Annotated in this window: 31 protein-coding genes; 22 read left to right on the forward strand and 9 right to left on the reverse strand. The window is 59.7% G+C overall.

All coding sequences use genetic code 11. The features are described from left to right. Nucleotides 1-10: 10 nt before the first annotated feature. The 5 genes from CAL13_RS08710 to CAL13_RS21190 all read right to left on the reverse strand — a co-directional run bounded on the left by CAL13_RS08710 (nt 11) and on the right by CAL13_RS21190 (nt 1,904). Entirely contained in the window at nt 11-283 is a 273-nt protein-coding gene (locus tag CAL13_RS08710) for a hypothetical protein (RefSeq protein ID WP_086056564.1), read from the reverse strand. Then, a complete protein-coding gene (locus CAL13_RS08715; RefSeq protein WP_086072108.1) occupies nt 280-492 on the reverse strand; it encodes a hypothetical protein in 213 nt (70 codons plus the stop codon). Before CAL13_RS08715 ends, CAL13_RS08710 begins: the two co-directional genes overlap by 4 nt. 13 nt (nt 493-505) lie before the next feature. Further along, nucleotides 506-829 (reverse strand): hypothetical protein, encoded by a 324-nt coding sequence (locus tag CAL13_RS08720; RefSeq protein WP_086072109.1) that lies wholly within the window; start codon nt 827-829, stop codon nt 506-508. 24 nt (nt 830-853) lie between these two features. Beyond that, the gene (locus CAL13_RS08725) at nt 854-1,570 is read right to left on the reverse strand and encodes a hypothetical protein (RefSeq protein WP_157664828.1); all 717 of its coding nucleotides are present in this window, start codon (nt 1,568-1,570) and stop codon (nt 854-856) included. Between the two features lie 70 nt (nt 1,571-1,640). Beyond that, entirely contained in the window at nt 1,641-1,904 is a 264-nt protein-coding gene (locus CAL13_RS21190) for a hypothetical protein (protein WP_157664829.1), read from the reverse strand. Nucleotides 1,905-2,148: 244 nt separating this feature from the next. On the opposite strand from CAL13_RS21190, the gene CAL13_RS08730 reads away from it, so the two are divergent. Together CAL13_RS08730 and CAL13_RS21685 are read left to right on the forward strand one after the other, a co-directional pair. Beyond that, nucleotides 2,149-2,415 (forward strand): hypothetical protein, encoded by a 267-nt coding sequence (locus CAL13_RS08730; protein WP_086072111.1) that lies wholly within the window; start codon nt 2,149-2,151, stop codon nt 2,413-2,415. 492 nt (nt 2,416-2,907) lie between these two features. Then, on the forward strand, nt 2,908-3,147 hold the full coding sequence (locus tag CAL13_RS21685) for an Arc family DNA-binding protein (protein WP_086072112.1): 240 nt from the start codon (nt 2,908-2,910) through the stop codon (nt 3,145-3,147). Nucleotides 3,148-3,196: 49 nt separating this feature from the next. Here the strand turns inward: CAL13_RS21685 and CAL13_RS21690 are convergent, their stop codons facing one another. The 4 genes from CAL13_RS21690 to CAL13_RS08750 are packed head-to-tail and all read right to left on the reverse strand — an operon-like array spanning nt 3,197 to nt 5,152. After that, nucleotides 3,197-3,652, reverse strand: coding sequence for a DUF6941 family protein (locus CAL13_RS21690; protein WP_420042420.1), 456 nt, complete (start codon nt 3,650-3,652; stop codon nt 3,197-3,199). Beyond that, nucleotides 3,645-4,118 (reverse strand): helix-turn-helix transcriptional regulator, encoded by a 474-nt coding sequence (locus tag CAL13_RS08745; protein ID WP_086072114.1) that lies wholly within the window; start codon nt 4,116-4,118, stop codon nt 3,645-3,647. Before CAL13_RS08745 ends, CAL13_RS21690 begins: the two co-directional genes overlap by 8 nt. Beyond that, the gene (locus CAL13_RS21315; RefSeq protein ID WP_198297934.1) at nt 4,048-4,464 is read right to left on the reverse strand and encodes a hypothetical protein; all 417 of its coding nucleotides are present in this window, start codon (nt 4,462-4,464) and stop codon (nt 4,048-4,050) included. Before CAL13_RS21315 ends, CAL13_RS08745 begins: the two co-directional genes overlap by 71 nt. A gap of 43 nt (nt 4,465-4,507) precedes the next feature. Beyond that, the gene (locus CAL13_RS08750; RefSeq protein ID WP_157664830.1) at nt 4,508-5,152 is read right to left on the reverse strand and encodes a LexA family transcriptional regulator; all 645 of its coding nucleotides are present in this window, start codon (nt 5,150-5,152) and stop codon (nt 4,508-4,510) included. 168 nt (nt 5,153-5,320) lie between these two features. On the opposite strand from CAL13_RS08750, the gene CAL13_RS08755 reads away from it, so the two are divergent. The 20 genes from CAL13_RS08755 to CAL13_RS08855 all read left to right on the forward strand — a co-directional run bounded on the left by CAL13_RS08755 (nt 5,321) and on the right by CAL13_RS08855 (nt 18,431). Next, on the forward strand, nt 5,321-5,545 hold the full coding sequence (locus CAL13_RS08755; RefSeq protein ID WP_086072116.1) for a transcriptional regulator: 225 nt from the start codon (nt 5,321-5,323) through the stop codon (nt 5,543-5,545). Between the two features lie 92 nt (nt 5,546-5,637). Then, nucleotides 5,638-6,075: a phage regulatory CII family protein gene (locus tag CAL13_RS08760; RefSeq protein ID WP_086072117.1), complete on the forward strand. Its 438-nt coding sequence runs from the start codon at nt 5,638-5,640 to the stop codon at nt 6,073-6,075. Next, nucleotides 6,075-6,548 (forward strand): hypothetical protein, encoded by a 474-nt coding sequence (locus CAL13_RS08765; RefSeq protein WP_086072118.1) that lies wholly within the window; start codon nt 6,075-6,077, stop codon nt 6,546-6,548. The genes CAL13_RS08760 and CAL13_RS08765 overlap by 1 nt, the downstream gene beginning before the upstream one ends. Next, nucleotides 6,545-6,904, forward strand: a complete 360-nt coding sequence (locus CAL13_RS08770; protein WP_086072119.1) for a Ref family recombination enhancement nuclease — start codon at nt 6,545-6,547, stop codon at nt 6,902-6,904. The genes CAL13_RS08765 and CAL13_RS08770 overlap by 4 nt, the downstream gene beginning before the upstream one ends. After that, nucleotides 6,901-7,668, forward strand: coding sequence for a helix-turn-helix domain-containing protein (locus tag CAL13_RS08775; RefSeq protein ID WP_198297935.1), 768 nt, complete (start codon nt 6,901-6,903; stop codon nt 7,666-7,668). Before CAL13_RS08770 ends, CAL13_RS08775 begins: the two co-directional genes overlap by 4 nt. After that, the gene (locus CAL13_RS08780) at nt 7,610-8,410 is read left to right on the forward strand and encodes an ATP-binding protein (protein WP_232467793.1); all 801 of its coding nucleotides are present in this window, start codon (nt 7,610-7,612) and stop codon (nt 8,408-8,410) included. Before CAL13_RS08775 ends, CAL13_RS08780 begins: the two co-directional genes overlap by 59 nt. 47 nt (nt 8,411-8,457) lie before the next feature. Further along, nucleotides 8,458-8,757: a hypothetical protein gene (locus tag CAL13_RS08785; RefSeq protein WP_157664831.1), complete on the forward strand. Its 300-nt coding sequence runs from the start codon at nt 8,458-8,460 to the stop codon at nt 8,755-8,757. Nucleotides 8,758-8,762: 5 nt separating this feature from the next. Beyond that, nucleotides 8,763-9,215: a putative PDDEXK endonuclease gene (locus CAL13_RS08790; protein WP_232467830.1), complete on the forward strand. Its 453-nt coding sequence runs from the start codon at nt 8,763-8,765 to the stop codon at nt 9,213-9,215. 153 nt (nt 9,216-9,368) lie between these two features. Continuing rightward, the gene (locus tag CAL13_RS08795) at nt 9,369-9,890 is read left to right on the forward strand and encodes a hypothetical protein (RefSeq protein ID WP_086072121.1); all 522 of its coding nucleotides are present in this window, start codon (nt 9,369-9,371) and stop codon (nt 9,888-9,890) included. 750 nt (nt 9,891-10,640) lie between these two features. Next, on the forward strand, nt 10,641-10,820 hold the full coding sequence (locus CAL13_RS08800; RefSeq protein WP_086072122.1) for a hypothetical protein: 180 nt from the start codon (nt 10,641-10,643) through the stop codon (nt 10,818-10,820). After that, nucleotides 10,817-11,131 (forward strand): hypothetical protein, encoded by a 315-nt coding sequence (locus CAL13_RS08805; protein ID WP_198297936.1) that lies wholly within the window; start codon nt 10,817-10,819, stop codon nt 11,129-11,131. Before CAL13_RS08800 ends, CAL13_RS08805 begins: the two co-directional genes overlap by 4 nt. A gap of 112 nt (nt 11,132-11,243) precedes the next feature. Continuing rightward, on the forward strand, nt 11,244-11,657 hold the full coding sequence (locus CAL13_RS08810; protein ID WP_232467794.1) for a hypothetical protein: 414 nt from the start codon (nt 11,244-11,246) through the stop codon (nt 11,655-11,657). After that, nucleotides 11,654-13,162, forward strand: a complete 1,509-nt coding sequence (locus tag CAL13_RS08815; protein ID WP_232467795.1) for a terminase large subunit — start codon at nt 11,654-11,656, stop codon at nt 13,160-13,162. The genes CAL13_RS08810 and CAL13_RS08815 overlap by 4 nt, the downstream gene beginning before the upstream one ends. Then, complete coding sequence (locus tag CAL13_RS08820; RefSeq protein ID WP_086072125.1) at nt 13,159-14,394, forward strand: phage portal protein; 1,236 nt, start codon at nt 13,159-13,161, stop codon at nt 14,392-14,394. The genes CAL13_RS08815 and CAL13_RS08820 overlap by 4 nt, the downstream gene beginning before the upstream one ends. A gap of 5 nt (nt 14,395-14,399) precedes the next feature. After that, nucleotides 14,400-15,257, forward strand: coding sequence for a head maturation protease, ClpP-related (locus CAL13_RS08825; RefSeq protein ID WP_086072126.1), 858 nt, complete (start codon nt 14,400-14,402; stop codon nt 15,255-15,257). A 9-nt stretch (nt 15,258-15,266) separates the two neighbouring features. Beyond that, nucleotides 15,267-16,469, forward strand: a complete 1,203-nt coding sequence (locus CAL13_RS08830) for a phage major capsid protein (RefSeq protein WP_198297937.1) — start codon at nt 15,267-15,269, stop codon at nt 16,467-16,469. A gap of 348 nt (nt 16,470-16,817) precedes the next feature. After that, nucleotides 16,818-17,207 (forward strand): hypothetical protein, encoded by a 390-nt coding sequence (locus CAL13_RS08840; RefSeq protein ID WP_198297938.1) that lies wholly within the window; start codon nt 16,818-16,820, stop codon nt 17,205-17,207. After that, nucleotides 17,204-17,515, forward strand: a complete 312-nt coding sequence (locus CAL13_RS08845; RefSeq protein WP_086072130.1) for a head-tail connector protein — start codon at nt 17,204-17,206, stop codon at nt 17,513-17,515. Before CAL13_RS08840 ends, CAL13_RS08845 begins: the two co-directional genes overlap by 4 nt. Beyond that, nucleotides 17,515-17,871: a head-tail adaptor protein gene (locus CAL13_RS08850; protein WP_086072131.1), complete on the forward strand. Its 357-nt coding sequence runs from the start codon at nt 17,515-17,517 to the stop codon at nt 17,869-17,871. The genes CAL13_RS08845 and CAL13_RS08850 overlap by 1 nt, the downstream gene beginning before the upstream one ends. Next, nucleotides 17,868-18,431: a hypothetical protein gene (locus CAL13_RS08855; RefSeq protein ID WP_086072132.1), complete on the forward strand. Its 564-nt coding sequence runs from the start codon at nt 17,868-17,870 to the stop codon at nt 18,429-18,431. Before CAL13_RS08850 ends, CAL13_RS08855 begins: the two co-directional genes overlap by 4 nt. Nucleotides 18,432-18,433: the final 2 nt, after the last annotated feature.

Below are 18,433 nucleotides of genomic sequence, written 5' to 3' on the forward strand. Positions count from 1 at the left end.
AGAAAGAGCGTCACGTCGCTATCTCCTGTTCAATGACAGCCTCAAGGCGCTTGCGCATGTCGGCGGTCCAGTGAGAGTTATCCTTCGCCAGCGCGTGGAGCAGTTCTGCCTTGGCAAACGTGTCCAGGCGGTCGAAGAATCCGGCATCGTCGATCCTGGCTGTCCACCACATCAGGTCATGGTGGTCAGCATCCCAGGCGGACGGGCAGCGCAGCACTTCCATGGCTTCATCTGCCGTAGCGCTGATTACGTCAGGCTCTTTGAAGGTGGGGAGGGCGCTCATGATTCCATCCCCGGCACGCACCGCACCGACTCTGCGGCTTGGCGGGCTAGTTCGGTGTAATGGATGCCGCTGCAAATGCGCTTCATATCGTCCAACTGGTGGATCATGTCCTGAGCGGCGATTCGCATGGACTCGATGCGCATTGCCATGTAGACCGCAATCTGCGGGTTCTCCTGCACTCGGCGGGTGAAGTCGGGGGGGATAGACATGGATGGCTCCTTATCAGTCCATCTGGTAGTAGCCGATCACGTTGTAGCCACATGACCGCATGTGATCGATAAACGTCTTGTTCGCAGTAGCGCGCTTGTCGGCTTGCCCATATCCGGGCGGCGATACCATCACCCCGCGGCCCAGCCACCGCGACACTCCAGCACTGAGCCCAGCCGCGCGGAGGGCGTCAACCAGCTTTGTCCCACTCTCATAACGTTTCAGCGGGAAGAAAGCGGCATCGAGATTGCATGTGCCGCCGTCTTCGATTGCCACTGATGCCGCCTCTGCTTTGACGCGCGCGACCTTGGCATCCTGAGTCAGCTTCTGGAAGTCCATCGTTCTTCTCCGTATCTCTGGGGGTTAGGCGGTAGCCTGGACCTTGACCGCAGCGGCAGCAGCCGTGATTGCATCCTTCGCCGCCTTCTCGATGTTCTTTGCTATTGCCTTGTTGACGTCATTGACCGCTGCCTTGGCGTGCTTTTCCAAGGTGTCCCTGATGTACATTTGCATCAAGACAGTAAGGCGCGGTCCGCAAGATCGCCAGTTGTAGGAGTCTTTGCATTCCTGCTTGGACTTTCCGTGGAAATCCACGTCCTCGCTCATATAGACCTCGGCGCGATGAGCGATGTATTCCTTGAACGTCATGGGCGGCGATTTGGACTCGCCCCACTGGTTCGTCTTGACCATGTTGGCGCTTTCAATAAGCTCGCCAACGCGGGGTATCAAATGGACCTCAGCCAACGCAGCAATCTTCTCGTCTACCGCTTTCTGGATGCGCGCTTCGATTTCTCGCTTGAAGCGGCTTTCGTAGCGCGTTTCTTCTTCGGTGTCGGGGTTGAAGCCTGTACTTGAAAGCAACGCGTCTACGGCTTGGTCCACGATGCGGTCGCTCAGGTCTTCCACGCTGACGCCAAGGGCTTCCAATGTCTTGATATCCATTTCTTCTTCTCCATTTCGTTGTGCAAGAGATTCAGGGGAGGGCGGCTGGGTGCGAATCCAGCGCGCTGGGGCCTCGTTACTCCCAGCCTGAATCAGCGTTAGCTCGCGACCGGTCAACGCTTCGCTGATAGTGCGCATCGCCTGCGCGTACTGCTCGCCCTCTCCTGAATCCCCTCAGTGCTGCCCCGGCGAACCGGGGAGAGGGCTGTTAGGCCGAAAACCGTTCTTGGATGCGCGACATGCGGCGCATGTATTCGGCGCGCGCAATGCCGCCGTTGATGTGGTAACAGCGAAGGCGATACAGCGCGTGTACTGCGATGGTTTGCATACGGGTCATGTTCATTTCTCCGGTTCGTGCTGCGTTGATCGCATGAAGCTGCCAGCTCTCATCGAGAGGGCATCCAGATGCGATCGCATCCGCGGCTCTGTCGGGTCGGGCGCTCTCCGCTATCTGCGCCGTCTTACCGTCCACCAGATTGCAGCTCCGGCTAGGCATTCCCTCGTGGCTCTCCACCACTCTCACGCTCTGGGCTTGCGGGCCTTTGGTCTTGCGGGGCCAGCGCCGGGCACTCGGTGAGTGCGTAGGGGCATAGTAGCAATGCTGTTAACCGTACGTCAATAGCAATGCTGCTATTTATTTTGTAACGGCGCAGCGGCGAATGAATCTGTGGTGGGCGCGCGGCATACTTCCTCATCCACTTGGATAAGAGGAAAGTATGGAAAGCGTGACGTTGCCTGAGCAGATCGTGGCGCTCTTGGCGGAGCCAGATGCACACGCGCTGTCCGGGGTGCGGGACGGGGCTATCGTTAACTTCGCCCTGCGTGGCGACCGAGTCGCCGTAAAGCTGGCGGAGACCGGTCGGCGCCTTGGCGATTTAGAGGCGGCTAACTTGCTTGGTCACATGCGCCGCGGCGGCAGGGCGCAAGGGTACGTTGAGAAAGGTTTGAATGGCGTCTGGGTGATCTGCGCTCTGCTGCCATAAGCAGTACTTGGTGGTGAACTTGTTCTATTACGGACGTCCAGCGATCCGCCAGATCCCCAGGGGAGACCCGATGCGGGTCCAACTGAAGCTCTAGATGCTGGTCGCCGTCCAAATACGCGCGCAGGGCGATTCCTGAACGGAGGTGCCACTTGGCAGATTGTCTCAGTGCGGCAAGGACCCCTTGAGTGGCTAGCCCGTCTGCCGCCAATTCTTCCAGCGCCCGCGAATCCTCCGGCAGCCTGATGCCGCCGTGAACATCTGGGCGAACTTCGATGCTTACCAAGTAGGGCCAGCGCCCCATAAGGGAAACTTCGGCCGCTACTGTCATGCTCTCCGACTCCTGCATCGTCTTCCCTCCTGCTCGATGCAATCCCACTGTCTCCTGTCCTATTGCAGCACCGTTACGCGGGCGGCAACGGGGGGAACAGGGCGGAAAAGTAGCATCAGTCTGATGCTATTTAATCCAGCATTGTGCGGGTACGCTGCCCCGCCATGGGAAGACCTCGCAAGAGCAAAGTAGAAGAGTGGGATCAGTTCACGCTGCGCCTTCCACCTGGCATGCGCGACAGCTTGAAAGAACTGGCGGCGAAGCATGGGCGTTCTATGAATTCTGAGATCCTGGAGCGTTTGGAGCGATCACTGTCCCCCAATGCTAGTCTTGACCTCCCAACAGTGCGGCAGGTCGTGCGGGAAGAAGTGAGGGCGGCGCTGACGGAAGCGAAGCGCCGATGAACAAAAGCCCGCTATGCGGGCTTGAGTTCATGCTGCAGTTGGCGCAAACCTATTCTGCCGTGTTTGCTCGCTCAGATGGCCGCTGCCGGATACGCAAGACTGTCGGCGAAAGACAATGCGTGCCGTCCGAGAATTTGAGCCGCATCCGCAATGTCATCGGTTCCTGAAATTCGAGGTTCTGCATCTCAAGGACCGCGACTCCTCTGGGGGGCGTGTCCCTCCCGTTGAGCGGGGAATCAATGCTCTCGGGATCAATCGGGGCACTATAGACGTCCGCGATAACGTCTTCGTTATCGGTCCGGAAGATCTCAAATTGCACGCCGTCTGCGAACTTCCCGTCGCTGTCATGTATAGAAACGAAGGCGGTCAATCTCGGGAGGCGCAACGGGAAGCCCTCGGCGATCACCTGGTCTTGGTAAACCCCGACCAACGACATGGTCCCGCCTATCTCCCTTCGGACGCTGTCGCAGAACAAACAAAATACGACCGGTCCCATGTTATTCATCTACAGGCTGAGTCAACGACAGGATCTGCTCGACAGAAACCCCCAGCGCGGCCGCCAATTTTTTTAGCGTGCTTCCCCTGAGGTCCTGGCGCTCTCGTTCAAGGCGAGCCACATACGGCTGCTGCTGATCAATGAGCGCGGCCAATTCGGACTGCGTTAACCCCCTCCGCAGGCGTAGGCTGGTGATGGTTTCGGCGCCTTCCTTGCCCGCTAACTCACTGCCGAGTCGCCTTCTGGCGGCGATGAGAGCTTCCTTCCGGCGGGGGTTCTCGGAGTGACGTCGTACGACGTCGCCTATTAGGCGGCCAGCGCCGGAGTGTGTGCTTTGGCGCCCCTTGGAAAAAACAACCTTGTGAGCACAATACGCCCAACCGGTGGTTGTGACGCCATCGGACTCAGTAAGTTGGAATCCCAAGGGAATGATAGTCAGCGATGATTCGCTTAACTCGCGGATGGTCGATTTCATAGCAGTGTTCTCGATGAACGATGCCTAGCACGTGGAAGCAGTCGTACCTGGGGTCGTATGCATACAAAATACGATACGGGATAAGTGCCCCCTGGTCCCAGGCCTTGAGGCGCAATATGTTGTATCCATCGCGCCAAAGTTTGACGATACGGTCGGTATCCGCGGATGGCTCGCCCAACCACCGAACATTGGGGCTGTGCATTCGACTGAGAAAATCGACGTCACACCCAATTTCCTCAAGCAAAATTTCAATCGACGCTACAGCCCGCTCCGCGATGGGATCGCCAGACTCCCACATCAGGTCAAGGTCTTCTTCAGCGGCGCGCTCGATGACTAGGCTGGCCATTATATCTTTCTAGATATGTTGGGGCAATTGTGTCCCCGAATTATCATAGCTCCCGATGCAAATGCACCACGCGCCCCAATAGACAAGTCCCGTCGCCGCACGGCACCGGCGGATAGGTCTTCTGGTCGGCATTGTCTGACATGAGCCACCAGCGCCGATGCTCATATTTCAGCCGCTTCACGGTCAGTTCGCCTTCGTGATTAACGGCCACAATGGCGTCCTTTTCTCGGCTTGTGTTCGCCGTGTCAACGACGATCACGTCGCCGTCGAGGATCCGCGGCGACATGCTGTTGCCGTTGACTCTCGTGGCGTAGAGCCTGGAGGGGTCTAGATCTCGGCGCTCGATCCAATTGCGGGGGAGAAACAGCGGCTCTTCCGCATCTTCCTCCGAAAATTCCACCGAGAAGCCGGAGATACCGGCAGAAATCTTGAAGACGACCTGACGGACCGGAACCAATCCAGGGTCAAGTTCTGGGTCAATCTCTTTCCCCTCCCTCATGGCGACCCTGCCAGAAGCCTCAGCGATCCGAGCTGCCAGTGTGGGGCTGAATTCATCTATGGCGCAGTTCAGTCCTTCGGCAAACTTCTTCGCGGCCTCGATGTTCAATGGGCGCCGCCCCAGGAGGTATTGGGAAACCATGCTCTGGTTTCCGATGCCGTAAGCCGCCCCAAACGCCATTTGGCTCATGGGCGACTTTTGCTTGAACAAAGCGTTCAGCCGGGCGGCGTCTTCTCTCTGCCAAAGCTCTAACGGTTTAGGGGCGGCTGTCATGGGGCGGAGTGTAGCGATGCTATTTGCCACCACAACCAGCAATGCTGTTGACACGGAGCTAACAGCAATGCTACTTTAGGTGGTATGAAGATAGACCAATACCTAGAGAGTAGTGGGCTTACCCAGGCGGCGTTCGCCGGAGCCCTGGGGGTAACTCAATCGGTCGTTTGGCAATGGCTGAGCGGTAGGCGCCCGGTGCCGGTTGAGCGCTGCGCTGATATTGAGCGTGTGACCAGCGGCGCCGTAAGCCGAAAGGATCTGCGTCCGTCCGATTGGCATCGTATATGGCCAGAACTGGCGTGCTCGTAACGGTTTGGTCTTCATTCTTCTAAGCCTTCTTGTTGTTGCAGCGCATCGTACCCGCTCTGCCCATCAGTAAAAACGTTCGGAGACGCTTCCCAATGAACACCACCGACGCAGCCTACGCCACCGTTCACGATTATCCAGGCGGAAGCGAGTCTCTTGGCCCGAGGGTGGGCATCTCCGCGGCCGTGCTGCGGAACAAGGTCAACCCGAACAACGACACGCACCACCTTACCTATGCCGAGGCGATCCGCATATCCGGCCTCACGGGCGACGTGCGAATGATCGAAGCGTGGGCGGCGCTGCATGACCGGATCCTCGTGCCGGTGCCACAAGCTGGCACATCGGACATGGATGTTCTGTCTGATACCTGCTCGCTGGTAACCCAAGTCGGCGAGTACATGAAGACCATCCACACGGCGCTGTCTGATGGCAGGGTAGACCAGAAGGAAATTTCCGCCATTCGCCAGCAGGCTATCGAAGCCATGGCTAAGGTCGCCACGCTCGTCGCCTGCCTGGAAGGGATGGCCGAGTAATGGCGAAGATCGCGCTGCGCAAGGACGAGTCCGGCAAATTGGCAGGGCTGACTGAGGCTGATCAGCGCGCTTGGTCCAGGTTCATTCGCAAGATCAAGTCGCTGCCTTTGGGAGGGACCATCTCCTTCGAGCATCGGTTCCCGCGCAGTCCCAAGTTTCATCGCCTGCACTTCGCGATGCTGGGCGTGCTGTTCGACAACCAAGAGCAGTTTGCAAACCCGGAGGACCTTCGGAAGTGGGTTGAAGTAGGGGCGGGGCACTGCAGCTTTGTCCCGGGCCCGAAAGGACGCCTGGTGGCGTTGCCGCTTTCCATCAGCTATGAGTCCCTGGACGACGCCGAATTCTACGAGCACCACGTCAAGGTTTTGGCGTTCCTGCGCTCGAAGCCCGCGACTCGATTTCTTTGGCCCGATATCGCGGACACCGCAGCGTTGTCAGCAGTGGACGGCATCCTGGCGGAGTTCAGCGTATGAAAGGCCGTTCCCCGTCCGCAGAACAGAAGCGCTTCCACGACCTGCTTGCGCGCGAGATAGGCTGCGTAGCATGCCGTACAGAAGGCATCCTCAGTACATACGTGTCGATCCACCATTGCGACGGTCGCACGAAGCCGCACGCGCACTGGTTCGTCCTGCCGCTGTGTGGCCCACATCACCAAGATCAAGGCATTGCAGGGGTGGTCGCGATCCACCCGCACAAGACGCGTTTTCAAGAACGGTACGGCACTCAGAAGACGCTCTTGGCGTGGTGCATAGAGATCCTGCAAGACCGTGGGTTTGTCGTGCCCGATGGCGCACTGTGCGCGGCTGGAATGTTGGGGGCGCCCGCATGAGCATCGCCCTGATGACCGAGGCATGGAAGCTTCAGGGCCTATCGAGCACCCAGAAGCTCGTGCTGCTGTCCCTGGCTGACAACGCGAACGACCAGGGCGAGTGCTATCCCTCCCTAGCCCAGATATGCGCGCGCACCTGCCTGTCCGAGCGCGCAGTACGTGGCGCTATCAGAGCGCTGGAGGATATGGGATACGTGAAATCGGTATCCCGGCTTGGCACTTCCACCATGTACCACCTGACGACCACCCCGGCACATGGTGCCCCCCCGGCAGGAAATGCCCCCCGGCAGGAGATGCCGCCCAGGGGGGCACCAGATGCCGCCCTACCCCGGCATGACGTGCCCCCCACCCCGGCACGTGGTGCCCCCAAACCGTCAATTAACCGTCAATTGAACCATCACTTAACCGTCACTAAGAGGCGTGTGAAGGGGGGCGGGTTTGATGCGGCGCAGATCGAGCTGCCGGACTGGTTGCCTGCGGACGCTTGGGCAAAGTGGGTGAAGCACCGACGCGAGATCAAAAAGGCTCTGACGGAGGAAACCACCAAGCAGCAGATCGCCAAGTTGCACGAGTGGCATGAGCAAGGCCACAGGGTTAACGAAATCATCGATCACTGCGTTGGAGCAGGGTGGCAAGGTCTCTTCCTGCCCAACAACTGGAGCAGGCCCGCAGGGGCAGCCCAACAACCGAAGAAGGCGAACGCACATGGAAATTTTGGAAGCCAAGACTACCGAGCCGGGGTTGGTGCGGATGGCTCTTTCTAAGTTCGTCAAAGTTCCTGGCACCTGCGAGGAGCATGGCAACTACGAGGGAATCGTTTTCCGCGGGCAAGGACCGTTCTGCCCCACCTGCGTTGAAAACCAGCGCAAGGAGGACGAGGCGAAGAGGAAGGAAGAGCTCTACCGAGAATGGGCGGAGCGTAAGGCTGCGATCCTGCTCGGTCGCGCCGCTATCCCGCCCCGCTTTGCAGATCGCCGCCTGGACAACTTCGCCCCCCACGCTGAGGGGCCGGCCGCTGCATTGGCGATCGCCAAGCAGTTCGTGGCCGAGTTCGATCAGTGCCTAGAGACCGGCCGCAGCCTGATCTTCTGCGGCGGCGTTGGCTCTGGGAAAACGCATTTGTCCGTAGGAATATGCCACGGCGTTATCGCGCTGGGTCGGATGGCGGTTTTTACTTCCGTGCTGACCGCGATCCGGTCTATCAAGGAAACGTATCGCAAGGGTTCCGAGACGACGGAAGCCCAAGCGATTGAGCGGCTGATCGAGCCCGACTTGCTCGTGCTGGACGAGGTAGGCGTCCAGTTCGGTAGCGAGACCGAAAAAATGTACCTGTTCGAAGTAATCAACGGCCGCTATGAACAACTGCGACCAACCATCGTTATTAGCAATCTCGCCAAGGACGCCTTGACGGAATACCTGGGAGAGCGAGTTGTTGACCGTCTCCGTGAAGGCGGGGGGCGCATGGTGATCTTCGATTGGCCCAGCTACCGGAGAATCGCGCGATGAGAAATTACCACAGGCTACTGGTATACGCGCTGCGCAAGGCTGGGCCAATGACTTCGTCGGAATTGGCCGCTGAAGTTGAGATGGAGAAAAAGTCAGTAAGAGACGCGCTGAGTCTCGCCCGGCGCAAAGGGACCATCCACATCACAGCCTGGAGAGTCAACGAGGGTGGTAGGCGGGTGGCGGTGTACGGGCCAGGGGCCGGCGAAGACGCGCCGCTGCCTGAAATGCCATCGAAGGCGAAGAGAGAAGTGCGGCGCCGCCTGCCGACGAGCGTCGATATCGAACGAATCGCGGCCTCTTCACAATACTTCAACCCCTTCAATCTCGGCCGCGGAGGTCAAGCGTGAAGCAAATGGACGTAGCCATGGACCCCCTGGCCGCGCGTGGCCGGAGTTCCCGCACCAAAGGCCAGAACTTCGAGCGCCTGGTTGCCAACATGCTGACCGAAGCGACCGGCGCCACGTGGAAACGCCGGGTACGTCAGCATGGGAACGACAGCGACGTGGTGACGGAGGACCCGGCATTCCAGCACGTCAGCATCGAGTGCAAGCATGCCGACCGTCTCTGCATCCCGGCGTGGTGGAGGCAGGCCCAGGCCCAGGCCGGGGGCAAGGTTCCGATGCTCGTCTACCGGCAGACAGGCTGCCCGATAGCGGTGATCGTGGACGCTCACTATGTCAGTCCGACGACATGGCCTGTCCGCGGCAGAAGCAAGCTGACGCTCGATTGGGAGTCGGCGATGCAATGGCTGCGGGAGATTGCGCGAAAACGCGTAACGGGCGACTGCATAGTCCTAGGGGAATGAAATGTGGATCAAACCGAAGGCCAGGAAGCTAGGCGACTTTTGGAATGTCTACTCTGACCACCACGAGGCCATGGGAAACACGCTGGACGAAGCCTACAGGTTATGGGCATGGCTGGCGGGTATCCCGGATTGGCTCGCTCATGGGAAGGCGCCATGAAGCCCCTCATGCGCTGGCAGATGGGTGACCCCGCCAAGGTCTACGAACAGATTGAGGAAGGGTGCCGCAAGCGAGCGCGGCGGGAATTGAAGGTAGACCCCTTCGGGGCGATTTGGAGAAAAGGGGTAATCGTGATGACCAGGGACGAAAGCGAACAGATCGAGGAACTGCTGCTGACGTGGTACTACTGGGCGGACGCCCACAGGGAGGAACGGGGATACAGCCGAGTATCCCCCGGCTTCCAGTACGCCGACAGCAGCGACGTGCACGAGGATGACGACGACCGGGACGCCCGCCTCAATCGATACGTCGCGGAGCAAGTAGACGCCTGCCTCGTTGCGCTACCGGTCGAGTTGCGCGCCGCAGTGGGGCTGCATACTGCCAACCGGGCGGCAGGGAACGAGGTCTATCGCAATCCACGCTGCAGTCCGGAAGAACAACATCGCCGGTATCAGCAGGCAAAACTGGATCTGCTACCTTTGTTGCGCAGGCGCGATCTCGTGAAGATTGCTGCGTGAGGGTGTTGCATTGGGTCCCGGCATACCTTATAATTCACGCCAAGGCGACTTCGCTCGCCCTAAAGAAACGTAAGCCCGCCAGGAAACTGCGCGGGTTTTCGTTTTTCAGCATCATCACGCTTGGCGATTCAAGTGCCGCGCGAAGCAAGTCGGCGTTGCCCGTTTGACGGGTGGCATCCTGGCCAGGGCCGAGACTGCTGCGGGGGAGTCGCCAGCCGTGATGGTGAAGCGCAGCGCGTGTAGAGGTCGCCGCAAGGCGTCAACCCGAAAGGGCCGGTTCCTCGAAGCTGGGCACCGTCAATGCGTTATCCGGCCCGCAAGGGTTCGGCGTGAATCTGGAGGGATCAAACCTTCCAGTTGGCAGCGCGGGAAGACGCGCAACCATTCCGCCCCTAGTGAGAAATCGCTGGGGGCTTTTTATTTCTCCGTGGCTCCCCGGAACCTTGCCGCCTAGAGCGGCTTTTTATTTGGAGGTCCGCATGTTCGGCGCAAACAATCCTGAAGACTGCATCTTTACCCCGAAGCGCAAGCAAGGGCTCGGGCCTTCGCGCGCGTGATGGAGACGTTCTACCTCTGTCGGCACGGCGACGGACGGATAGTGTTGTCCGATCAGGTAGAAGGGATTGGTGTCACCCCCATGAGTGCGCAGCCCGAAGATGGCAAGACCGCATGGCAGGTGTGCCGGGATCGGGTAGACATGTACGGGCTGGAGCATCGGCCAGGCTATGGCTACTACTCGGATGGACGGCGATGAGCACGCAAACACAGCTAGACCGCATCGAGCAGAATCAGCAGATCATCATCGAGCAGAACAACCGCCTGCTCGAAGCGTTCGCCGCCCTGGCCGAAGAGGAAGAACAGGAAGAGCTCGCTGTATCGCTGGACGGTGAGTACGCAGGTAGCGAGCGGGATCAGGATCAGCCGCTATGACTCAGCCCGCCTACAAGGCCTGGTACAAGACGTACCGATGGCAGCAGCTACGCAAGAGACACCTGCATGACAACCCTCTGTGCGTCATGTGCGAGAGGGAAGGCAAGTACAAGCTGGCCAACATCTGCGATCACATAGAGCCGCACAGAGGCGACGAGACGAAGTTCTGGGAAGGACCGTTCCAGTCACTATGCAAGGCGCACCACGACAGCACCAAGCAGGCGATGGAGAAGTCAGGAGTGCTGAAGGTCGCGGTTGGTAGGGACGGATGGCCTATCAGTGATACCCCCAGGGGTATGGCAAAAGTCTGAGGCCTTCTGGCTCCAGACCGGCCGCGAAGGTCTTTCTTCATAAACGTCCAGAAAAAAGCGGGACACAACAGGATTTGAAATGGGCACTCGGGGCCGTAAATCGACGTCAGAAATGACCGTCGCGGCCCAAGTTGCGCCCGTTTCCAGCACTGACCGGCTGCCCGCTCCGGTGCATCTGACAGACGCCGAGCGGAATGTCTGGCTTGAGGTGGTCAACGACCAACCGGCCAGCGCATTCACGCCGGTTCATGGCCCTCTGCTGGAGCAGTACTGCCGTCATGTCGTGCAGGCGCGCTTGTTGGCCGACGAGATCATGCACTTTGACCGGGCGTGGCTGGCTGACGATGACGGGCTGAAGCGTTATGACCGCCTGCTGGCGATGCAGGAGCGGGAAGGGCGCGCTGCATCATCTTTGGCGACCCGCCTACGCATTACCCGGCAGGCGACTGCCGACCCGAAAACCGTAGGCCGGGCGAATAGCCGTCAGGCCAGGGCCAGGAAGCCGTGGGAACTCGTCGAGGATTGAGCCGCGGCGAGCGAAATATCGCCTGGATCGAATCTCACTGCAGGATTCCGGAAGGGCGATTCGTAGGTAAGCCGGTCAAGCTATCGGCCGCGCAAAAGCGCTGGCTCCGCGCGATTTACGACACGCCGACGCGGACTTTCATTCTTTCGATGGCTCGGAAGAATGCCAAGACCGCCACGGCAGGGTTTCTGCTGCTGCTGCACCTGTGCGGACCTGAGGCGAGGCCCAACAGCCAGCTGTACAGCGCTGCGCAGTCCCGGGAACAGGCGGCGATCCTATTCGCGCTGGCGGCAAAAGTGGTGCGCATGTCGCCCGATTTGAGCCAGTACGTGGTCATTCGGGACACCGCAAAGCAGCTTTTTTGCCCTGAGCTTGGCACGTTGTACCGGGCATTGTCGGCAGAAGCCAGCACCGCATACGGGCTTTCGCCTGTGTTTACGGTGCATGACGAGCTGGGCCAGGTGAAAGGCCCTCGATCGGAGCTATACGAAGCGCTGGAAACCGCGTCTGCGGCTCAGGAATCGCCCCTGTCGATCATCATCAGCACGCAGGCCCCCACCGATGCGGACCTGTTGAGCCTGTTGATTGACGACGCGCTGACCGGTGCTGACCCGCGGACAAAGGTGGTGCTGCACACGGCGCCGTTGGACGCGGATCCGTTCGACGAGGACACGATAAGGCTGGCGAACCCGCATTACGACGAGTTCATGAACCGGGAAGAGGTGCGCCGGCAGGCGGCAGACGCCAAGCGGATGCCGAGTCGTGAAGCGGCCTATCGCAACCTGATTCTGAACCAGCGCGTGGAGGCGAGTAACCCCTTTATCTCCCGGACGGTATGGGAGGAAAACGGGGAAGAGCCCGAGAGCCTGGAAGGGAAGGCAGTCTACGGTGGGCTGGATCTGTCCAGCGTGTCGGATCTGACGGCGCTTGTGCTGGTCTCGGACGATGGCGACGTGCATCCCACCTTCTGGCTGCCGGGAGAAGGGCTGGCAGAGAAAGCCAGGAATGACCGGGTGCCGTATGACGTGTGGGCGGACGATGAGTTGTTGCAAACGACGCCGGGCCGCGCGATTGAGTACGAATACATCGCTCACTATCTGCGCGAGGTGTTCGACCGGTACGACATCCGGGCACTCGCCTTCGACCGCTACAACATGCGGTTTCTGAAGCCATGGCTGGAGCGAGCCGGATTCACCGAAGAAGAGCTTGAGAAGTTCGTGGAGTTCGGCCAGGGCTTTGTGTCGATGAGCCCGGCGATTCGTGAACTGGAGGCCAGACTGCTGGCGAAGAAGCTCAAGCACGGGAAGCACCCGGTACTGACGATGTGCGCCGCGAATGCTGTAGCAGTGTCAGACCCAGCCGGAAATCGGAAATTCACGAAATCGAAAGCGTCTGGCCGGATTGACGGGATGGTTGCGCTAGCCATGGCGGTAGGTGTGATGCCAAACGAAACCGAGGACGACGGCGACTTTGCCGACTTTATTAGGGATCCCATCATCGTATGAAAACCAAGGCAAAGCCCGGCCGAGTGAAGGCCGCGCTATTGAACTGGCTAGGGGTTCCCATCAGTTTGACCGATGAGGCGTTCTGGGCGCAGTTCGGAGTGACTGCGGCGGGGCAGCAAGTCAACGAGAAGACCGTATTGCAGTTGTCGGCCGTCTGGGCGTGCTCCAGACTGGTCGCGGAAACCATATCAACTCTGCCTTTGGGGCTATATGAACGCACGCCGACCGGCCGGATCTCGGCGGATCGGCACCCTCTGTACAACCTGATCCATGCACGGCCAAGTGCGGATACGACGGCTACGGTGTTCTGGGAAGCAAAGATTGCGTCCATGCTGCTGCGTGGGAACGGGTTTTCGGAAAAGAAGTACATCCGGGATCGCCTTGTCGCATTGGAGTTCCTGGTGCCCTCTCGCCTCGCAATCTCCCGCGATGCGAACGGCAATCCGAAGTACCGATATACGGAAAAGAACGGCAAGCAGCGCGATATCCCGGCGAGCCGGATCTTCCGTATTCCTGGGTTCACGTTGGACGGGGATTGGGGCCTGAGCGTCATCGAGTACGGCGCTAGTGTGTTCGGGTCGGCATTGGCGGCGTCTACGGCCGCCAATAGCACATTTGAGAAGGGCCTGGCCCCGACGGTGGCCTTCACGGTTGACCGCGTGCTGAAGAAAGAGCAGCGCGACGATTTCCGCAAGTCAGTCGAAGAAATCAGCGGGGCACTGAACGCGGGGAGGTCGCCTGTGCTTGAGGGCGGCATGGACGCCAAGACGATTGGCATCAAACCAAGCGATGCGCAGTTGCTCGAGTCTCGCAACTTCAGTGTCGAGGAAATCTGCCGCTGGTTCCGAGTTCCCCCGCACATGGTTGGGCATACGGCCAATTCCACGAGCTGGGGGACCGGGATCGAGCAGCAGATGATCGGATTCCTCACGTTCACGCTGCGCCCCTGGCTTACCCGCATCGAGCAGGCGATCAACAAGGATTTGCTATCCCCTGCGGACCAACTGCGCTACTACGCGGAGTTCAGCGTGGAAGGGCTGCTGCGGGCGGATTCGGCCGGTAGGGCCTCGTACGAATCGACCATGGTTAACAACGGGATCATGACCCGCGACGAGGTTCGACGCTTGGAGAACCTGCCCCCGAAGGGCGGCAATGCGGACGTGCTCACCGTTCAGACCGCCCTTATCCCGATCGATCAACTGGGCAACGCCCAAACCGTCACCCAGGAGTAAACCCAATGCCACGAAATCACCTTCCGGCAGCGCCGGAGGGGCGCCCCTGCGCGGGTGTCAGATATGACCTGTCTCCCAAGGCGCTGGACCGCTGGAATCCCGGCATCAAGGCAGCCGCCGAGGAAGATAACACGATCAGCGTTTTCGACGTGATTGGGCAGGACTACTGGACCGGCGAAGGTGTCACGGCCCGGCGCATTGCCTCGGCGCTCCGTTCGATGGACGGCAAGGACATCACGGTCAATGTGAATTCGCCGGGTGGCGACATGTTCGAAGGCCTCGCGATCTACAACCTGCTGCGCCAGCATAAGGGCGATGTGACGGTACGCGTCCTCGGTGTGGCAGCTTCGGCAGCTTCGATCATCGCCATGGCTGGCGATCGCGTGGAGATCGCCCGGGCCGGTTTCCTCATGATTCACAACTGCTGGGTGATGGCGGTCGGCAATCGGCACGACTTCCGGGAAGTGGCGGACACGATGGAGCCGTTCGACCAAGCGATGGCCGATATCTACGCAGCCAGAACCGGCGACACATTGGAATCGATACAAGCCTTGATGGACGCGGAGACATGGATCGGCGGCGCTGATGCTGTTTCCCAGGGTTTCGCTGATTCCCTGCTTCCGTCAGACGAGATCACCCAAACCGACCAAAAGGCCAGCGCCGCGGCAGTGCGGCGTATGGAGACCGCCTTGCGCTCCTCGGGAATGACCAGAAGCGAAGCCATGCGGTTGATCAGCGACTTCAAGACCAGCCTGCGTGATGCGGCTGGCGGCGGTGGGCGCGATGCCACCGAACGCGGCCTGAGCGATTCAGCCGCTTCTGAAGCAGCCGCACTCGCGGCATCCCTCATCAAATCCCTATAAGGAAACATCATGTCCCTGGAAAAGGATATCGAAACCATCACCGCCAGTTTGAAGCAGGTCAACGACCAACTGAAAGCCAATGCGGAAACCGCACAGAAGGAGATCAAGGCGCATGCCCAGATGTCCGAAGAAACCAAGGCGAAGGTGGACCAACTGCTGGTTCAGCAAGGCGAGCTGCAGGCGCGTCTGCAAGCTGCCGAACAGCTGGTTGTGAAGCTGCAAGACGGCGGCGGCGACATGCGGCCGGCCTCGATGGGCGAAGAGTTTATCAAGGCCGAAGGCTTCGAGTCGTTCGCGACTAAGGCCGCCGGTGGCATGAAGGGCAGCTTCTCCGTGCCGGTCAAGGCGGCCATCACCAGCCTGGACACGTCTGCCGGCGAACTGATCCAACCCACCCGCGTCGGGCTGATTCAGCCTGTCCAGCAACGTCTGTTCATCCGTGACCTTCTGTCGTGGGGCCGCACCGGCTCGAACAGCATCGAGTACGTGCGCGAAACCGGCTTCACGAACAACGCCAACGTCGTGTCGGAGAACCCGACAAATCCGAAGCCGGAATCAGACATCACGTTCGAACTGGACACGGATCCGGTGGCGACCATCGCCCATTGGGTACGCGCCTCGCGCCAGGTTCTTTCCGACGCGGCCATGCTGGCAAGCTACATCGACGGGCGCTTGCGCTACGGCCTGAAGCTGAAGGAAGAGGCGCAGCTACTCAAGGGCTCGGGCGTCGGATTGAACCTGAACGGCATCTACACCCAGGCATCGGCCTATGCCAACCCAGGAGTGACTGTCCAAGCAGAAACCGCTATTGACCGCCTGCGCCTGGCGTTGCTGCAAGTGACGCTGGCCGAGTTCGATGCGGATGGCATCGTTCTCAGCCCTATTGATTGGGCAGCTATCGAACTGACCAAGACCACGGATAACGCGTACCTGTTCGCCACGCCTACCGGTCTGGCTACTCCTGGCTTGTGGGGCCGTCCGGTTGTGCCAACCCAGGCCATGACTGCGGGTGAGTTCTTGGTCGGTGCGTTCCAGCAGGGCGCCCAGGGTTGGGATCGTGAGGATGTGTCGGTGACGGTTTCTACCGAAGACCGGGACAACTTCGTGAAGAACATGGTCACGATCCTGTGCGAAGAGCGCGTGGGCCTGTCTGTCTACCGCCCGGAGTCATTCGTGAAGGGCGACTTCGCCGGGCTGGCGGCCTCGGCATAAGACGGCGGGGGCTGAGGCCCCTGTCCTTATGGAGAAGATGATGGTTACGGTTACTGCGCGGCAGTCCTTCGATCACGATGGCAAACGAATGCCGGGCGATCAATTCGAGGTCAGCGAGCAGCACGCTAAGCAACTGGCTTGCAAGGGCCTGATCGATACATGGAGCAACGATTCCGCTGACCCTCAAGAGGCCGCTGGCGAACCGTCGTCTGCATCGCAAGCGGCCCAAGCCTCACGGCGGACGACTGCGAAGCGGTCCGGGCGTGGCGCACGGGGTCGAAAGATCGAGGGGTAATTGTAATCAACACGACGTTCCGGTTAGCCCCATGGGCGGACGTTCTGTATGCCATGGACCGGGCCTGGTGGAAAGAGTACGGGGAAGAAGCGATCAGTAGTTTCCGTGGGGAGCTTTGGGCACCATTGACAGGTCTTCGGGGTGTCCGCAAGGCATCCTTCGATTACGGGAAGAATTCGGGTCTGGGCGCCATATCGCTGGCGGTGCATTGGGGCGCGCAGCGGATCATATTGATCGGTTACGACTGCCAGAAGACGGAAGGAAAGGCGCATTGGCATGCCGACCATCCCAACGGGCTGGGCAATGCTGGCGCGGTGGACAAGTGGCCTGCTCAATTCGAAGCCTTGGCGAACCGCCTGATGATAGAGGTTGTGAACGCGTCACGTTCGACGGCGCTGAAATGCTTTCCTCGGCGCGCACTTAATGAGGCATTGCTGCAATGAGCGTCATTGACCTACAGTCGGCCAAGCAGTTTCTAGACGTCATCCATAACGCGGACGATGCCAAGCTACAGATGCTGCTCGATGGTGCAGAGCGCGAGGCGCTGGACTTCATGAACCGAAAAGAGTTCGGCATGGATGAATGCAGCAGCGAAACGTCTGCCGAGCTTGATGCCATGCCGGATAGCGTGCGGCTTGGCGTGCTGCTTTTACTTCAGGCAGCGTATCAGGCCACGCCGGATGATGCTAAAAAGCTCCGCATAGCGGCTGAGGTCAAACTTATGCCGTACCGTTGCTTCATGGGGGTCTGATGCTTTCCCACCGACTCCGCCACCGCATTGCGCTTCAAGAGCAGGTCAAGGTCCAAGACCCGGACACAGGCGCAGTTAAGCTGACCTGGAAGAACGCCAGAATCGACCCCGACACGGAGCTTTCCAGTGTCCCGGCCGAAGTCCTGACCGGCCCCGGGCGGGAATGGGTGGGATCAGGCACGATCAACGCGGAAACGTCCGCGCGTATCAATCTTCGGTGGTTCCCCGGCCTCAAATCGTCGTGGCGGATCCTCTGGGACGGCCGAATCTACAACATCCAGTCCATCGAAACGGACGCAACGGGGCGCCAAGAGTGGCGTTTACGTTGTGTAGACGGGCCAAGCGAGGGGCTATGAAGTTAGAGGTCAAGTTGTCGGGAATGGACGGCATCCTCGCTACCCTGAAAAGCTTGCCGGCTGAAGTCGTATCGAAGAACGGCGGCCCGGTAAAGTTGGCGCTCGCGAAGGGCGCCCGCGTCCTAAGAGACGAAGCAAAGAAGAATCTTCGCGCCTCGATTGAGGCGCCCGGCAAGACTGGTATAACTGAGCGGACTGGCTTCACGGAAAAGAACGTAGTTGCGATGCGCAAGAACCCGCCATCCGGAACCAAGGGTGAGCGGTACATCGTCACTGTGAAGCCGGCGGCGCATCCCTCTGCGCGAAAGGTGAAGAGAGCCAGCCGGAGGGCGGCGAATTCCAAGCGGAGGGTGAGGCAGCGCATAACCCGAGATATCCAGGCCAACGACATTGCTTTCATGATGGAGTATGGAACGAGCAAGCAGGCTGCGTTGCCCTGGCTGAGACCTGCGTTTAGTGCCAAGGCTCAGCAGGCTATCGACGTATCTGCGGCGGACCTAGTGAAGAGGGTGGAAGCGATCGTCAACAAGCTTAGCGTGCAGAACGCATCCAAGAAATAGCT

Source organism: Bordetella genomosp. 9 (genome assembly GCF_002119725.1).
GTDB lineage: Bacteria > Pseudomonadota > Gammaproteobacteria > Burkholderiales > Burkholderiaceae_B > Bordetella_C.

Excerpts from the sequence above, each read along its gene's own strand:
- CAL13_RS08795 (WP_086072121.1), top strand. The coding sequence starts at position 9,369 with ATGAAGCCCCTCATGCGCTGGCAGATGGGTGACCCCGCCAAGGTCTAC.
- CAL13_RS21690 (WP_420042420.1), bottom strand. The coding sequence starts at position 3,652 with ATGAATAACATGGGACCGGTCGTATTTTGTTTGTTCTGCGACAGCGTC.
- CAL13_RS08715 (WP_086072108.1), bottom strand. The coding sequence starts at position 492 with ATGTCTATCCCCCCCGACTTCACCCGCCGAGTGCAGGAGAACCCGCAG.
- CAL13_RS08790 (WP_232467830.1), top strand. The coding sequence starts at position 8,763 with ATGGACGTAGCCATGGACCCCCTGGCCGCGCGTGGCCGGAGTTCCCGC.
- CAL13_RS08855 (WP_086072132.1), top strand. The coding sequence starts at position 17,868 with ATGAAGTTAGAGGTCAAGTTGTCGGGAATGGACGGCATCCTCGCTACC.
- CAL13_RS08770 (WP_086072119.1), top strand. The coding sequence starts at position 6,545 with ATGAAAGGCCGTTCCCCGTCCGCAGAACAGAAGCGCTTCCACGACCTG.
- CAL13_RS08730 (WP_086072111.1), top strand. The coding sequence starts at position 2,149 with ATGGAAAGCGTGACGTTGCCTGAGCAGATCGTGGCGCTCTTGGCGGAG.
- CAL13_RS08810 (WP_232467794.1), top strand. The coding sequence starts at position 11,244 with ATGACCGTCGCGGCCCAAGTTGCGCCCGTTTCCAGCACTGACCGGCTG.
- CAL13_RS21685 (WP_086072112.1), top strand. The coding sequence starts at position 2,908 with ATGGGAAGACCTCGCAAGAGCAAAGTAGAAGAGTGGGATCAGTTCACG.
- CAL13_RS08775 (WP_198297935.1), top strand. The coding sequence starts at position 6,901 with ATGAGCATCGCCCTGATGACCGAGGCATGGAAGCTTCAGGGCCTATCG.
- CAL13_RS08750 (WP_157664830.1), bottom strand. The coding sequence starts at position 5,152 with ATGAGCCAAATGGCGTTTGGGGCGGCTTACGGCATCGGAAACCAGAGC.
- CAL13_RS08710 (WP_086056564.1), bottom strand. The coding sequence starts at position 283 with ATGAGCGCCCTCCCCACCTTCAAAGAGCCTGACGTAATCAGCGCTACG.
- CAL13_RS08820 (WP_086072125.1), top strand. The coding sequence starts at position 13,159 with ATGAAAACCAAGGCAAAGCCCGGCCGAGTGAAGGCCGCGCTATTGAAC.
- CAL13_RS08725 (WP_157664828.1), bottom strand. The coding sequence starts at position 1,570 with ATGCGCACTATCAGCGAAGCGTTGACCGGTCGCGAGCTAACGCTGATT.
- CAL13_RS21315 (WP_198297934.1), bottom strand. The coding sequence starts at position 4,464 with ATGGCCAGCCTAGTCATCGAGCGCGCCGCTGAAGAAGACCTTGACCTG.
- CAL13_RS08760 (WP_086072117.1), top strand. The coding sequence starts at position 5,638 with ATGAACACCACCGACGCAGCCTACGCCACCGTTCACGATTATCCAGGC.
- CAL13_RS08840 (WP_198297938.1), top strand. The coding sequence starts at position 16,818 with ATGGACCGGGCCTGGTGGAAAGAGTACGGGGAAGAAGCGATCAGTAGT.
- CAL13_RS08720 (WP_086072109.1), bottom strand. The coding sequence starts at position 829 with ATGGACTTCCAGAAGCTGACTCAGGATGCCAAGGTCGCGCGCGTCAAA.
- CAL13_RS08850 (WP_086072131.1), top strand. The coding sequence starts at position 17,515 with ATGCTTTCCCACCGACTCCGCCACCGCATTGCGCTTCAAGAGCAGGTC.
- CAL13_RS08830 (WP_198297937.1), top strand. The coding sequence starts at position 15,267 with ATGTCCCTGGAAAAGGATATCGAAACCATCACCGCCAGTTTGAAGCAG.
- CAL13_RS08785 (WP_157664831.1), top strand. The coding sequence starts at position 8,458 with ATGACTTCGTCGGAATTGGCCGCTGAAGTTGAGATGGAGAAAAAGTCA.
- CAL13_RS08800 (WP_086072122.1), top strand. The coding sequence starts at position 10,641 with ATGAGCACGCAAACACAGCTAGACCGCATCGAGCAGAATCAGCAGATC.
- CAL13_RS08805 (WP_198297936.1), top strand. The coding sequence starts at position 10,817 with ATGACTCAGCCCGCCTACAAGGCCTGGTACAAGACGTACCGATGGCAG.
- CAL13_RS08755 (WP_086072116.1), top strand. The coding sequence starts at position 5,321 with ATGAAGATAGACCAATACCTAGAGAGTAGTGGGCTTACCCAGGCGGCG.
- CAL13_RS08780 (WP_232467793.1), top strand. The coding sequence starts at position 7,610 with ATGGAAATTTTGGAAGCCAAGACTACCGAGCCGGGGTTGGTGCGGATG.
- CAL13_RS08745 (WP_086072114.1), bottom strand. The coding sequence starts at position 4,118 with ATGAAATCGACCATCCGCGAGTTAAGCGAATCATCGCTGACTATCATT.
- CAL13_RS08765 (WP_086072118.1), top strand. The coding sequence starts at position 6,075 with ATGGCGAAGATCGCGCTGCGCAAGGACGAGTCCGGCAAATTGGCAGGG.
- CAL13_RS08825 (WP_086072126.1), top strand. The coding sequence starts at position 14,400 with ATGCCACGAAATCACCTTCCGGCAGCGCCGGAGGGGCGCCCCTGCGCG.
- CAL13_RS08845 (WP_086072130.1), top strand. The coding sequence starts at position 17,204 with ATGAGCGTCATTGACCTACAGTCGGCCAAGCAGTTTCTAGACGTCATC.